Raw genomic sequence first — 13,001 nt, forward strand, 5'->3', positions numbered from 1 at the left:
AGAAGCAGTTATGAACAAACAAAAACGTATTGAAATACTCACCCGCCTGCGCGATGACAATCCACATCCAGAAACTGAGCTTGAGTACTCATCGGCGTTTGAATTGTTAGTGGCGGTTACCCTGTCTGCACAGGCCACCGATGTGGGGGTCAACAAAGCCACTCGTAAACTGTTTCCTGTTGCCAATACGCCACAAGGCATTTTAGATTTGGGCTTAGAGGGCTTGCGCGACTACATTAAAACCATTGGCCTATTTAACTCAAAAGCAAACAACGTCTATAAAATGTGCCAAATTTTGGTTGAAAAGCACGCCAGTGAAGTACCTGAAAACCGAGAAGCGCTTGAAGCTCTACCTGGCGTGGGTAGAAAAACTGCTAACGTGGTATTGAACACCGCTTTTGGCTGGCCCACCATCGCCGTAGATACGCACATCTTCCGCGTTTCTAACCGCACTAAATTTGCCATGGGTAAAGATGTTGTAGCTGTAGAACAAAAGCTTGAAAAGGTGGTGCCTAAAGAGTTTAAAGTTGACGTTCACCACTGGCTTATTCTTCACGGGCGTTATGTGTGTACCGCTCGTAAACCTAAATGCGGTTCTTGTATGATTGAAGACTTGTGTGAGTTTAAGGATAAGACTGAGTAGAGCCATCCTTTCAACTACTTGTTCTGTGGCTTTGATAACTTGAATACATACCTCAGGATTTTGAGCACAGTCTTTTGCCGCTATTAAATGGCTGCCCCACTATTCTATGTAAATCATATTTATGACCTAGTGCAGGCTCAATTATAGTTAAAGGTAACGGCTATGTTACCTTTAACTTAACTATAATTATTTGAGTTCGTCAGGCCCTACTCGTACAACTAATTTACCAAAGTTTTCACCCTTTAATAAACCGATAAAAGCGCTTACAGAATTTTCAAGCCCGTCAACAACATGCTCTTTATAGGTTATTTGTCCGGCCAATAACCATTTTTCCATTTGCTGACTAAACTCGCCATGTCGATGGCCGTAATCATCAAAGACAATAAAACCCTGCATTTTAATGCGTTTCGTTAATAACATGCCCATTAATAAAGATAGTCTGTCAGGGCCACTGGGTAGTTCAGTTGCGTTATACTGAGAAATGAGTCCACATAAAGGCACCCGCGCACAGCTATTTAATAGCGGCATCACCGCGTCAAATACTTTACCGCCCACATTTTCAAAATACACATCAATACCCGATGAACAAACTTTTGCTAATTGCTGTGCTAAATCATCACTTTTGTGATCGAGACAGTAATCAAACCCTAACGTCTCAACCGCATATCGGCATTTGCTCTGGCCACCTGCAATACCCACCACTTTACAACCTTGTAACTTAGCGATTTGGCCCACTAAACTGCCCACTGCACCTGTTGCCGCAGCAACCACTACTGTTTCACCTGCTTTGGGCTGACCAATATCAAGTAAGCCCATATAAGCCGTTAATCCAGGCATCCCCAATACGCCTAAAGCATGTGAATGGTTAGCCATGTTATTATCAAGCTTGAGTAATTCATCTCCTTTAGCGACGCTATAATCCTGCCAACCGCCAAAAGCAACAACCCAATCACCTTGTTTATAATCTTCATGCCTTGATGCTTCTACTCGACATACGCTACCACCAACCATCACCTCATTTAAAGCAACGGGATCAGCATAAGATTTAGCATCATTCATTCGACCTCGCATATATGGGTCAAGAGAAAGATAAATGGTACGCAGCAAAACTTCTCCTGCTTCAGGTGTTGGCTTTTCACTTTGAACTAGGTTGAAGTTTTCAGCTACTGGGGCGCCTGATGGCCTTGATGCTAAAAGAATTTGGCGGTTTATATCAGTTGTTTGAGTCATAATACTTCCATAATAAAAGGGGTGACGAGTGGCGTGTAGAATTTCCTATGCGCCACTTGTGCTTGTCTGGTAGTTATAATGCTTGAATTAAGATCTCACGACTTTTATCTAAGGTTATATCACCGTGTTCACCAAGTGCCGTCATACCATGTTCTTCTAATCGCTTAATAAGTAAGTCAATATCTTTGATGCCAAGGTCAACGTCAGACAATCGAGTAGGTACTTGCATTTTAGTGAAAAACTGTTCGGTTAAGAGAATCGCTTGATCAATACGAGTATCATCATCACCTTCAGTTAATTGCCAAACTCGCGATGCATATTGGAGTAATTTCTCACGCTTTTTATCGCGACAGACTTTCATTACTGCCGGCAATACTATAGATAGGGTACGTGCGTGATCAATTCCGAATGCCCCAGTTAATTCATGGCCTATCATATGTGTTGACCAATCTTGTGGGACACCAGCACCAATCAGGCCATTTAATGCCATGGTTGCCGACCACATAATATTGGCTCTAACTTCTAGGTTTTCTTTAGTTGCAGGCTCTAGGGCTTTAGGCCCTTCTTCAATCAAGGTTTGCAATAGCCCTTCACTAAAACGATCCTGTACCTTGCCATTAACGCTATAGGTTAAATACTGCTCGATAGTATGAACAAATGCATCAACTACACCATTGCCGATTTGACGATCCGATAGTGACAAAGTGACTTTTGGATCTAACACTGCAAATAGTGGGCGAACCAGAGGGCTTGAAAATGGTAGTTTATTTCCGTCTCGAGTGACAACAGAGTTACCATTACTTTCAGAGCCTGTGGCAGGAAGAGTTAAAACCGCGCCAATAGGTAGTGCCTGCGTAATGGTTTGCTGCTTAGCAAGTATATTCCAAGGGTCATTGCCATCAAATAAAGTGGCAGCGGCAATAAATTTAGCGCCATCAACGACAGAGCCACCACCAACTGCAAGTATATAATCAATACTGTGTGCTTTAATGATCTTTTGAGCTTTCATTAAGGTGTCATAACTTGGGTTTGGCTCAATACCTGAAAATTCAAACCAAGTGTGTTTATTAAGCGCACTAACCACTTGTTGATATACCCCATTACTTTTTATTGAGCCACCACCATAAACCAGTAACACTCTTGCATCTAATGGGATCTCTTGGGAAATGGCGGCAATTTGCCCTTCACCAAAGTGAATACGGGTTGGGTTTTGAAAACTGAAATCTAACATTGTTATATCCTAAAGTGTTTTACGTAAGTAATTTTTAAATAAGTTCGGTATTAAATAATGGTTAAGCTCACGCCAATGTTACCGCGTGTAGCGTGTGAGTACGGGCAGACTTGATGTGCTTTCTCTACCACGTACTGTGCATTTTTATCCATATCACCTAATGCCATCGTAAGTCTCACTGCTATGTCAAAACCACCTTCAACTGTACCTATCTCGACTTCTGAATTGATATAAGTCTCGCGAGGTAAAGCTGCTTTCTCTTGACCCGCAACAAATCTTAATGCGCCAATAAAACAAGCGGCATAACCCGCTGCAACTAATTGCTCAAGATTAGTGCCCTGCCCGTCATCGCCGCCTAAACCTTTGAGTGTTGTAATCGGCCGTCGTCTGATTTTGCAGTGCCTTCACGACTACCAGTGGCTGTTACTTTTGCGACATAAGCTATGTTCTGTAATTTTTTCATCTTGAATTACAGTTAACTTTTGCGAAGTAATATGTTTATAAATACGTTAGTTTAAGCAAAAAGGTGAGCGAGTAACTTTTGAGCAACTAATGCTGAACTCGCTGGGTTTTGACCGGTAATAATAAGACCGTCTTGTACGACAAAAGCATGCCAGTCTTGTGCTTTTTGGTAGTTACCACCACGCTTAATGAGTTCATCTTCAAGTAAAAATGGCACCACTTCGGTTAATTGCACAGCTTCTTCTTCACTGTTAGTAAAGCCTGTTACCGCTTTACCTTTAATAGCAAAGTCGCCAGAAGCTTGCTTTACATTTAATAAAGCAGCACTGGCATGACAAACTGCCGCAACGGCTTTACCTGCTTTGAGAAAGTTTTCAATCAACGTAATTGAGTCGGTATTGTCGGTAAGATCCCACAAAGGACCATGACCACCAGGATAGAACACACCATCAAAGTCACTTTCGTTAACTGAAGATAATATTACCGTGTTCGCTATTTTAGCTTGCGCGACATCATCAGCCTCAAAGCGATGAGTGGCCTCAGTTTGGAAGTCTTCTAACGTGCTTGTTGGGTCAATAGGTGCTTGCCCGCCTTTTGGGGTAGCCAAGGTAACTTCAACACCCGCATCAACAAATGCGTAGTAAGGGGCAGCAAATTCCTCAACCCAAAAACCGGTTTTATTACCTGTGTTGCCAAGTTCATCGTGCGACGTAAGTACCATTAATATTTTTTTAGTCATATTATTTATCCTGTGATCAATACATGTGATGCGCTTAAGTGCTTTTTCATTGCCTATGTAAACAGTATAGGGCTATGAACATATATGAACAATGCAGATAAAACTGACAATATTGTATTAAAAATTGATACAATAAATGAGGTGTACTTTGATTGACGGGTAAGTGTATGAATGTATCATTTGAACAACTCAAAAGTATGGTTGTTTTTGCTCAAGTTATTGAACAAGGCAGTTTAAGTGCGGCAGCAAAACATTTAGGACTCTCTCGAGCAGTCGTCAGTTATCACCTAAAAAAGCTTGAAGCACAACTCGAAGTAAAGTTGCTTAATCGATCAACACGTTCGATTAATCTCACAGAAGCGGGACAAGCCTATTATGAACGCTGCCATGCAATTGCCGAACAAGCCAGTGCTGCTAATCTACAAATTGAAAACTTTAAAAATGAGCCTATCGGGTTACTTAAAATAACCTGTCCAGTAAATGTTGGCTTACAGACTATTGTGCCTGCACTCAATGAGTTTAAGAAAATTTATCCTAAAATTGAGCTTGATGTCATGCTGACCGATGAAGTGGTCAATATCATAAAAGAAGGGATCGATTTGGCGATCCGCGGAGCACCATTGCCTGACTCTGGTCTACAAGCGGTTAAATTAGCCACGTTAAAGACCTGTCTGTGTGGTTCTCCCGAGTATTTTCTTCAATATGGACAACCAAAAAATCCTGATGATTTAGTTAACCATCAATGGGTAATTTACAAATTAACCTCTGGGGTATTAAACCTAACGAAAGGAGGCCGCTCTTTTCGCATAGCCACCAAAGGAAGCATTACTACTAATAATGCTGCTGCTCGCACTGCATTTGTTGAAGCTGGCCACGGCTTAGCCAGAATTCCTGTTTATGATGCTTGGCCAAAAATTCAAGCTGGCACCCTACAAACCGTACTTGATGACTATGAATTTAATGACATAAATGTTTATGGTGTGTTCCCTCCTGGCACTGCCAACTCGAAAAAACTCAGATTATTACTTAATTATTTGAAGGAGTATTTTGCTGGCCAAATAAACTTAAGCTCTACCCAATGATGATTATCAGTATTCTTTGCTTTGTAGATACTTCTTACCTTAAAGATTCACCTTTTCTGAATATATGAAGTTGTCTACGAGCTTGAGAAAAAGTTCGAAAAAGTCGTGCCCAAGGAGTTTAAGGTAGACGTTCACCACTGGCTTATTTTAAACGGCCTTTATGTGTGTACGGCGCGTAAACCAAAGTGTGGCTCGTGTTTGATGGAAGACTTGTATGAGTTTAAAGACAAAACTGATTAGCTTCGATGTTAAAAACTGCCTTTTAGACAGGTGCGCTCTAAAAAGGTTAGTGTTAATGTTTAGCACTAACCTGAGCGCTAATCGTAAACCTGTCTGACTTATTGAATCTTAAGGCATCTAAGAAGCAAGGAAATTTGACAGGCCGTTCACATGCTCTTGGGTTTCCTTAATTAACCCGCCTATTTGGCTAGCAGCATCAGTAGAGGTTGAAGCTAATGCTCTCACTTCATCAGCCACCACGGCGAAACCTCGCCCGGCTTCACCCGCTCTCGCAGCCTCTATCGCCGCATTTAAAGCGAGTAAATTCGTCTGCTCAGAAACAGAATTTATGGTTTTCACTATACCTTGAATGCGATCTAAAACTTGACTCATCGCTGTATGGGTACTTTCAATTACAGAGTTCCTCTCCGATATATTATCGCCAAACGCAATAAACTTGTGCACTTCCCCATTTAGATTAACGATTGGCGTAACAATACAGTCGAGTAATATCGCTTTGTCACCGCTGTTCAAGTTCATGGTCAAATTTATCGATTCGCCATTTATCAATTTATGTTTATCTTGATCGGATGTGTGACTAAACAAATTGCCTATAATATTATTTACAACGGAAGATGACTGTTGCTCTAACTGGTTAAGGCAAAACTCATTCGCTTCTATCAACTCCCCTTCAAATTGAAATTCTATAACTACCGAATTCTTGTCAACTGCATCTCTTTGGGTGAGTTGTTCAATAACTTGACGTTTAATATCACGAATATCAGAACTTACACCAACAAAACCTGTGTGTATGCCATTTTCATCGAACGTTGGATTTACTGACAAGACAATCCAGTAGGGATTCCCTTGCTTATCAAAATTTAGAATCTCTTCATAAAAAGGCTGTTTGTTTTTTAGGTTTGCTGAAATACGAGCAACCGTCGCTTTATCTGTCTGTTCTCTTTGCAGCATGCTACCGGGACGTTTTCCCATAACCTCAGACGCGTGATAGCCTGTCAGTTTCTCAAAACCTGGGTTGACGTATAAAATTTCTCCCTTGGCATTGGTAACAATGACTGAACAAGTTGTGTTTTCTACGACCCGCTTCATGAGATCTATTTTCTGTGATTCACCCTCGTTTTGCTCTATCTCTTTAAATTTATATAATCGAGCACTTTTAATGTGGGGAAGCTGATAACAAAACACCTCAAACACTTTATCATTTAAAGTAATATTTTTTGTAGTGGAAAAGTTAGATATCACTTCATTTATATCAAGCTGCTTGATAACCGGCTCGAACATGGGAGAGCACTTCAAAACATTACCACTTTCGCTTATTAGGCAGTAGGCATCATTATCAACAGCGAGAAACTCGTCAAGAAACTCATCAACTCCCAGCAATAAAGTATCTAGTTCAAATTGCAAAAGCCACAAAGGGTTATTATCACTATTAATTTGAGTAGCAGTTGTTTTGTATACCGTTCCATCAATCAGAGTTTCTTGATGTCCCTCAGTTAACATCACGGAGGGTAGAACGCTGCTCAAAGTCACTGCATCTTGTTCTTTCGCCATGTCTAAAAGTTGCTTAGCCGATTTGCTAGTAGCAAGGATGTTGGCGTTTTGATCAACTAATAACGCAGGTGCACTGAGACAGTTAACAAATTGAATGTTTGCCTCTCGGACGATATTTTTTTTGAAGAACATTAAACCCACCACAGATAATTGGAAAATTACGTATTAACCTAACAACACTATGTTCTTTACGGTTATAAATCAAATTAGGTTCACACAGGGAACAAATAAAAGAAAATCTAAATATATGATTCGTACCAATAATAGAAAGCACATTAAGGCACGGCAGCCAACTTTCACAATATCTGTGAGCCAGTAAAACTGAAAGAGTGCTTCCCAAAGAGTTTAAAGTCGATGTTCATCACAGGCTGACCATGCGTGCTTGTGTGGACTGCGCGTACACCTAAATGTGGTTCGTGCATGGCTGAAGATTTGTGTGAGTTTAAAGAAAAGATTAACAGATAAGCCATACACTTGATTATCGTCCTCCTAAGGAGGACTTCGTTACTTCGATCAAGCTTCTTTGCGTTTTTCTCGATCAAGCTTCTTTGCGTTTTTATAGTACATCTTTGTCTGTTCAACAGGATATTTATAAATAGCAGCCAAGCAGGAAAGGTTAATGGCCCAGATGCAGGTTGCATACAGAGGTTTGAGCTCATGATAATCAAAGTAGCCTCTTGCTGTTAGCTGAATCATGAGTACCACGACCGTACACAACGAAAGTATCAGGCATCGATGTGCTGCAATTGACATAGCACAACCCCGTAATAAATGAAGCACGAGTACAGCCATTACATATGTAAACGTGTGAACCATCATCGCTAGATAGAACAGCCGAATTACCGGAATTCGACCAAAAGTTAAAGTAACGATGTATGATCCGTATTCTGAACCTAATACGTGAAAAACAAATGTACACACTGCGACGATAAAACACGAATGCATTTCGTGCAATTCGCGAGAAACCATGTCTCGCTTGGTAGCAAAGAACAGTGACCATCTATGACGAGGAAACTTTGCAACCAAAAACCAAACTATCGTTAAAAATTCAAATCCCTTGACGACCCATCCTGCACGATATAAAAACTCATTGAGTGTCATTAAACATAACCCGCATAATATTGCAGCACGGTAAACATGGGTATCGAACACATTGTTGTGCATCCACACACTAACAGATGAGAACGAACACTCATAATTCACATACTAATTGTCATAATTTGTTTACTCTTTATTTTGAGCAATAAAAATGGTGAGAATAAGCTCACCATTCTACATTTCAATGATATCTTACATCACTTGCCGGCATCACTCAGCCATTACATGTTTTTCTTTAAAATAGTCCTTTAAGCTGCGAATCGGGTAAGTGCATAACGCTGTGATAACTATTAAATTACAAACCCAAAAGCCGACTTTGTATACCATACTGAAGTCATGATAATCAAAATAGCCCCTTGCTATAAGCTGTATTCCCATAAGCATTATTGCCACTATTGTAGAATACGCACAAATACGAGCTGTCGGAGAAAAAGTACAGCCTCGTACTAAATGTAAACAAAATAGAGTTAAGAGTAAGGAGACCCTCAATACTATCATGCAGGGGTAGAACAGCTTTATATGTTCCGCCTTATCCATCTGGAGGGATAGCAAGAACTGCTCTAACTCTGACCCCATTAGATGAAAAATCAAAAAGCAAAACGCAGTTAAAAAACAGGAATAAAGCTCATGATGTTGAACTGAAGATAAATCCTTCTTTTGACCAAAAAACAGTTTCCATCGTATCTTGGAAAATTTGTATGACCAAAAAAGAACAATTAGCAGTTCAATTCCTTTTAAGCCCCAGCCAAAACCATATAAAATATCATTCATGCATCATCCTTTTTAATGCCTAACACGCACAACTATAAATAGTTGGGCAAGCGGCTGCTTGTGCTTGTTGAGGTTCGCCACCATCACTTGTACCACCACCAACTTGCTGCGCCTGTGCTTGTGATAGTTCTTTGAGTTTCTTTGCATTTACTTTAAGTTTAATTGAGGTTTTCATAATCTAATTCCTTATTTCTATTCATCTCTCACCTTAGCGCAAATGCTTACCATCGTATACAAAGTAGATGCATGGTTGAAGATTTGATTGAATCGCAAAGGTTTGGTTTATTAAAATTTATTAATACTCTCATACCTGAAAGGCTAATGTACTCAGCTAACAGGCTTTGTCATCTTACTTTCTAAACATTACTTCAACAAATAATTAAGTTAAAATGTATAACTGGTTAGGTAAATGATTGTAACAAAACCTCAATTAAGGTGTTCAGAAACAAGTTTTTAAATTTGCCAAAATCCGAAACTTTTCACCTTTGTTGTTGGTCTGTTTTAGTTAATTTATCATATTTGAAATGACTTCAACCCCCTGTCAGGTAATTGAACCGTGGATACATTACTGAAAAATCAATTTTTCAAACTTAAAGACTATCAAATTATGCTAATAGGCTGGGCGCTTATTCTCACTGTAGTATGCCTAAACTGTACGGTTCATAGCTTGTTGATAGCCAAAGAGCGTGTTGATATCTCTTCATCTATCATTTGGTCATTACAAAAGTTTGGAGTGTGGCTAGTTATGACTCCGGCGTTATGTAATGCGTTTAATTACCCCCGTTTTACATCACAGTTTAATAAGTATTCACTGGTTGGGTTGTACGCTATTGGGTTTGCACTTGCAGTGAATACCACTTTGGATATCATTGTTGAAAAGATCTCTTGGCAAGAAAGTCTATTTTATCAATGGCACCATCACGTTATTGCATATATAACGATAGTATTGGTGTGGCACCTTAAACATACCTTTTTCGAGCGTAATATTGAGCAAGTTACTGAAGCAACAACCATAGCCGATACAGCAAACGATGAGCTTTTGTATGAACCTACTATGCTCATCTTAGACGATACACATATCAAGTTGGTGGATATTTTATTTGTTAAAGCGGCAGGAAACTACATTGAGGTTGTCACCGATGAAAAAACACACCTTCTGCGTGGCACCATGAAAGAACTTGAGACCTTACTACCTCCCGAACAATTTTTCCGCTGCCACAGATCTTACTTTGTAAATATTACGCATGCACAAACTGTCATAAATGAACGTTCTGGACATGGTCAAATTCTGCTTACTACCGCTCAGCAGGTGCCTGTGAGTAAAGGTAAACGCAAAGATGCTCATTCATTGATAAGCCATTAGTCATCAACGCTTGGGACGAATGGCAAAGCTCCACCCATTGGTCCCAAAAAGTCTATTATTTGTCCCCTTGATGTGGCTGCCAAATATAAAACTAGGTAACTTTTTAGCTCCGTTAGTTAAGGAGCAAGTATGAATAATCAATCATCTCTTAGTGTTACAACCAGAGCCATGCACTGGCTGGTTGGCTTTACTATGCTTGGCCTGATCATGGTCGGCTTTTATATGGTTAATCTTGAAGTCTGGGCACTGTACCCTATTCACAAAGCGCTTGGTGTTTTGGCGCTATTGCTAGTTCTACCCAGAGTTATTTATCGTGTTAAACGTGGTTTTCCCGCCGCAGCTGAGGGTGTGTCACTTAGCAATCAGAAACTGGCTCATGTAGCACATTGGTTGTTATTACTTGGCACGCTTCTAATGCCTGTCAGTGGTATGCTTTACTCAGGGTTTGGTGGCTATGGCATTGATGTGTTTGGTTTTCATCTAGTGTCAGAAAACATCGTCGGCGATGAGGTTGTGCCATTAAACGAAACCATTTTTATCATTGCCAAAAATGCCCATAGTCTAATTGGCTATGGTTTATCCGCACTCATCGTTGCGCACATTGGTGCAGCATTCAAACATCATATGGTTGATAAAGACGCCACCCTGCGCAGAATGCTAGGCAGAGCCTAATTCTGCAATGAGTAGCTCAAGCCAAAGCATTTGGGCTACTCCAATTTAAGGTATTTAGACGAGGCTCTCAACTTATCATAAAGCCATATTTGATCGTTGTGTGTTACGCCTGCGAGCATCTGCTCGCCCAACAATGCCATATCCTTTGCGATGTTATTATTAAGTTCAATTTTCTCCACATAGCGACCATCATCACCGGTAATACTGGCATATAGATATTTGCTACTTGCAAACAAGTCATCATAAATGGCGATAACTGCAAACCCCGCACAAATACTCGGGTTGAACAAAGGGACTATCAAAATTAATAGTGATGCTGACTTGGTATTGCTAGATAAGCAGACCTTAGCGCCTTTGCATATTTGGAGCAATGGCCTACATATGGTTGAAAACGCTGTTCCCATCATAAAGGGCCTATTTGAATAACCTCTCTTCAGAGGGTTTAATTAAATCGCCCGCCCGAGTGGTGGGCGTTTTCTGTTGATCACAGGGGCGTCATTCCCGAGGTTCTTTAACTTGTTTATTGGCAAAGTAGGGTAACAAAAACCCGAGAGTCTCTCACACTCCCGCCACAACCAAGATGCCAGTTCATCATCTTTAGCTTTTTTACTCGTGGTAATTACCTTATTATCTTTGAAATATTGTCCTGTTGTGCACTCGCACTCCGTTGCTAAAGATAAAAACACGCCCGTTTGAGCACCTTTGAAGCTTGAGCGCGCTATTATTCTTCGAGCTAGTGGATACAGTAAAGTGAGTGATTTGGGAAAGGCTTGTTTTAACATTGGGGTATCAACGATACCCGGATCAAAGCAATTTACTGAGATAGTAGAATGCTGCAATAACTTGGCCAAATACCGAGTAAACAAGATGATAAATAGCTTACTGTTACAATAAGCATGCTCAGCGTTAAACTGAGACACAAGCTCTATATCTGAGGTGTTAACTTTTGCATCTTTGTGGCGGAATGAAGCGGTATTGACCACCCTTGCCTGCCTCGCATTATTTAGCAAAGGCAACAACTTTCCCGTTAGATAATATGGTGCAAGTTGGTTGACCGCAAAGGCCATTTCAATATGATCGGGGGATAATTCAAGCTCATTCTTTGGGTATATTCCCGCGTTATTAATCAATATATCAATGTGTCCTGTTACAGATTTGATATGATCACATGCTCGCTCTATTGAGCGCAAAGACCCTAAATCACATTCCACATAGTGTACTGGATTTTTTAATGGTTCACGCTCAATTAAAGCGTCAAATCGGCACCTATTACGAGCCAGTACAAAAAACTCTGCCTGTTGCTTGTTATCTAGCTGGCGTAACCAAGAGACCCCAAAACCTGAGGTAGCGCCCGATATCACGATTTTCACTATGTGTTTTCCTTAACCAAACTGTGTGCCACTGACGGTCACTTTAATGTAGCTTTTTTGGAAAGGCAATACTGTAAATATGAATGGCTTGACGAACTAAAGTTACAACGAGGCTCATAACTCTTTAGGTAATTTAGAAAATTTGCTGTGAAATTTTATATTTCATAGAATGAGATAAGTTACCAACGTAGTGCTGGCAAAAATAAGAATTGGCGTCCCCTAGGGGATTCGAACCCCTGTTACCGCCGTGAAAGGGCGGTGTCCTAGGCCTCTAGACGAAGGGGACACTGAATTAGTGTCACTAGGACTGGTTATTTTAACTCTCACCATATGAGCTTTGTTACTTTACCTAAGTAAAGTGGCGTCCCCTAGGGGATTCGAACCCCTGTTACCGCCGTGAAAGGGCGGTGTCCTAGGCCTCTAGACGAAGGGGACACTGGATTAGTGTCACTAGGACTGGTTATTTTAACTCTCACCATATGAGCTTTTGTTACTTTACCTAAGTAAAGTGGCGTCCCCTAGGGGATTCGAACCCCTGTTACCGCCGTG

14 protein-coding genes, 2 tRNA genes and 3 pseudogenes are annotated in these 13,001 nt (G+C 40.6%); 7 read left to right on the forward strand and 12 right to left on the reverse strand.

Annotation, left to right across the window (positions count from 1 at the left end; genetic code table 11):
* Positions 1 to 10 precede the first annotated feature (10 nt).
* On the forward strand, positions 11 to 643 hold the full coding sequence (gene nth, locus BIW53_RS16530; protein ID WP_070993149.1) for an endonuclease III: 633 nt from the start codon (positions 11 to 13) through the stop codon (positions 641 to 643).
* 186 nt (positions 644 to 829) lie between these two features.
* On the opposite strand, the gene BIW53_RS16535 is transcribed toward nth, so the two are convergent.
* The 4 genes and pseudogenes from BIW53_RS16535 to BIW53_RS16550 form a co-directional block, all read right to left on the reverse strand.
* The gene (locus tag BIW53_RS16535; protein WP_070993150.1) at positions 830 to 1,873 is read right to left on the reverse strand and encodes an NADP-dependent oxidoreductase; all 1,044 of its coding nucleotides are present in this window, start codon (positions 1,871 to 1,873) and stop codon (positions 830 to 832) included.
* Between the two features lie 73 nt (positions 1,874 to 1,946).
* Complete coding sequence (locus BIW53_RS16540; RefSeq protein WP_070993151.1) at positions 1,947 to 3,104, reverse strand: iron-containing alcohol dehydrogenase; 1,158 nt, start codon at positions 3,102 to 3,104, stop codon at positions 1,947 to 1,949.
* A gap of 50 nt (positions 3,105 to 3,154) precedes the next feature.
* Positions 3,155 to 3,567, reverse strand: a pseudogene (locus tag BIW53_RS16545) (organic hydroperoxide resistance protein).
* A 51-nt stretch (positions 3,568 to 3,618) separates the two neighbouring features.
* Positions 3,619 to 4,305 (reverse strand): type 1 glutamine amidotransferase domain-containing protein, encoded by a 687-nt coding sequence (locus BIW53_RS16550; RefSeq protein WP_070993152.1) that lies wholly within the window; start codon positions 4,303 to 4,305, stop codon positions 3,619 to 3,621.
* A 167-nt stretch (positions 4,306 to 4,472) separates the two neighbouring features.
* Between BIW53_RS16550 and BIW53_RS16555 the strand changes: the two genes are divergently transcribed.
* Positions 4,473 to 5,387, forward strand: a complete 915-nt coding sequence (locus BIW53_RS16555) for a LysR family transcriptional regulator (RefSeq protein WP_070993153.1) — start codon at positions 4,473 to 4,475, stop codon at positions 5,385 to 5,387.
* Positions 5,388 to 5,471: 84 nt separating this feature from the next.
* Positions 5,472 to 5,627: pseudogene (locus tag BIW53_RS21265) on the forward strand (endonuclease III); the annotation flags it as partial.
* Between the two features lie 117 nt (positions 5,628 to 5,744).
* Here BIW53_RS21265 and BIW53_RS21230 read toward each other — a convergent pair.
* Positions 5,745 to 7,310 (reverse strand): methyl-accepting chemotaxis protein, encoded by a 1,566-nt coding sequence (locus BIW53_RS21230; RefSeq protein ID WP_070993154.1) that lies wholly within the window; start codon positions 7,308 to 7,310, stop codon positions 5,745 to 5,747.
* A gap of 185 nt (positions 7,311 to 7,495) precedes the next feature.
* Here BIW53_RS21230 and BIW53_RS21135 point away from each other — a divergent pair.
* A pseudogene (locus BIW53_RS21135) lies at positions 7,496 to 7,643 on the forward strand (endonuclease III); the annotation flags it as partial.
* Positions 7,644 to 7,691: 48 nt separating this feature from the next.
* Here BIW53_RS21135 and BIW53_RS16565 read toward each other — a convergent pair.
* The 3 genes from BIW53_RS16565 to BIW53_RS20985 all read right to left on the reverse strand — a co-directional run bounded on the left by BIW53_RS16565 (position 7,692) and on the right by BIW53_RS20985 (position 9,222).
* Complete coding sequence (locus tag BIW53_RS16565; RefSeq protein ID WP_070993155.1) at positions 7,692 to 8,342, reverse strand: hypothetical protein; 651 nt, start codon at positions 8,340 to 8,342, stop codon at positions 7,692 to 7,694.
* A gap of 144 nt (positions 8,343 to 8,486) precedes the next feature.
* The gene (locus tag BIW53_RS16570; protein WP_070993156.1) at positions 8,487 to 9,047 is read right to left on the reverse strand and encodes a hypothetical protein; all 561 of its coding nucleotides are present in this window, start codon (positions 9,045 to 9,047) and stop codon (positions 8,487 to 8,489) included.
* Positions 9,048 to 9,066: 19 nt separating this feature from the next.
* The gene (locus tag BIW53_RS20985; RefSeq protein ID WP_175442159.1) at positions 9,067 to 9,222 is read right to left on the reverse strand and encodes a hypothetical protein; all 156 of its coding nucleotides are present in this window, start codon (positions 9,220 to 9,222) and stop codon (positions 9,067 to 9,069) included.
* A gap of 381 nt (positions 9,223 to 9,603) precedes the next feature.
* Between BIW53_RS20985 and BIW53_RS16575 the strand changes: the two genes are divergently transcribed.
* Both BIW53_RS16575 and BIW53_RS16580 read left to right on the forward strand, forming a co-directional pair.
* Positions 9,604 to 10,410, forward strand: coding sequence for a LytR/AlgR family response regulator transcription factor (locus BIW53_RS16575; RefSeq protein WP_070993157.1), 807 nt, complete (start codon positions 9,604 to 9,606; stop codon positions 10,408 to 10,410).
* Between the two features lie 129 nt (positions 10,411 to 10,539).
* Positions 10,540 to 11,082, forward strand: coding sequence for a cytochrome b (locus BIW53_RS16580; protein WP_070993158.1), 543 nt, complete (start codon positions 10,540 to 10,542; stop codon positions 11,080 to 11,082).
* Between the two features lie 35 nt (positions 11,083 to 11,117).
* Here the strand turns inward: BIW53_RS16580 and BIW53_RS21310 are convergent, their stop codons facing one another.
* Complete coding sequence (locus BIW53_RS21310) at positions 11,118 to 11,318, reverse strand: hypothetical protein (RefSeq protein WP_139158877.1); 201 nt, start codon at positions 11,316 to 11,318, stop codon at positions 11,118 to 11,120.
* 10 nt (positions 11,319 to 11,328) lie between these two features.
* Between BIW53_RS21310 and BIW53_RS21315 the strand changes: the two genes are divergently transcribed.
* Positions 11,329 to 11,508, forward strand: coding sequence for an amidohydrolase family protein (locus BIW53_RS21315; protein ID WP_139158878.1), 180 nt, complete (start codon positions 11,329 to 11,331; stop codon positions 11,506 to 11,508).
* 20 nt (positions 11,509 to 11,528) lie between these two features.
* Here BIW53_RS21315 and BIW53_RS16590 read toward each other — a convergent pair whose 3' ends face one another.
* The 3 genes from BIW53_RS16590 to BIW53_RS16600 all read right to left on the reverse strand — a co-directional run bounded on the left by BIW53_RS16590 (position 11,529) and on the right by BIW53_RS16600 (position 12,887).
* Positions 11,529 to 12,452 (reverse strand): SDR family NAD(P)-dependent oxidoreductase, encoded by a 924-nt coding sequence (locus BIW53_RS16590; protein WP_070993160.1) that lies wholly within the window; start codon positions 12,450 to 12,452, stop codon positions 11,529 to 11,531.
* A 210-nt stretch (positions 12,453 to 12,662) separates the two neighbouring features.
* A tRNA-Glu gene (locus BIW53_RS16595) sits at positions 12,663 to 12,738 on the reverse strand.
* A 73-nt stretch (positions 12,739 to 12,811) separates the two neighbouring features.
* Positions 12,812 to 12,887, reverse strand: a tRNA-Glu gene (locus BIW53_RS16600).
* Between the last annotated feature and the right edge of the window lie 114 nt (positions 12,888 to 13,001).

The sequence above is a fragment of the Pseudoalteromonas byunsanensis genome (assembly GCF_001854475.1).
GTDB classification, from domain to species: domain Bacteria; phylum Pseudomonadota; class Gammaproteobacteria; order Enterobacterales; family Alteromonadaceae; genus Pseudoalteromonas; species Pseudoalteromonas byunsanensis.

Coding starts and splice junctions, on each gene's coding strand:
- BIW53_RS21230 (WP_070993154.1), bottom strand. CDS start 7,310: ATGTTCTTCAAAAAAAATATCGTCCGAGAGGCAAACATTCAATTTGTT.
- BIW53_RS20985 (WP_175442159.1), bottom strand. CDS start 9,222: ATGAAAACCTCAATTAAACTTAAAGTAAATGCAAAGAAACTCAAAGAA.
- BIW53_RS16540 (WP_070993151.1), bottom strand. CDS start 3,104: ATGTTAGATTTCAGTTTTCAAAACCCAACCCGTATTCACTTTGGTGAA.
- BIW53_RS16550 (WP_070993152.1), bottom strand. CDS start 4,305: ATGACTAAAAAAATATTAATGGTACTTACGTCGCACGATGAACTTGGC.
- BIW53_RS16565 (WP_070993155.1), bottom strand. CDS start 8,342: ATGCACAACAATGTGTTCGATACCCATGTTTACCGTGCTGCAATATTA.
- BIW53_RS16555 (WP_070993153.1), top strand. CDS start 4,473: ATGAATGTATCATTTGAACAACTCAAAAGTATGGTTGTTTTTGCTCAA.
- BIW53_RS16570 (WP_070993156.1), bottom strand. CDS start 9,047: ATGAATGATATTTTATATGGTTTTGGCTGGGGCTTAAAAGGAATTGAA.
- BIW53_RS16535 (WP_070993150.1), bottom strand. CDS start 1,873: ATGACTCAAACAACTGATATAAACCGCCAAATTCTTTTAGCATCAAGG.
- nth (WP_070993149.1), top strand. CDS start 11: ATGAACAAACAAAAACGTATTGAAATACTCACCCGCCTGCGCGATGAC.
- BIW53_RS21315 (WP_139158878.1), top strand. CDS start 11,329: ATGGCGATAACTGCAAACCCCGCACAAATACTCGGGTTGAACAAAGGG.
- BIW53_RS16580 (WP_070993158.1), top strand. CDS start 10,540: ATGAATAATCAATCATCTCTTAGTGTTACAACCAGAGCCATGCACTGG.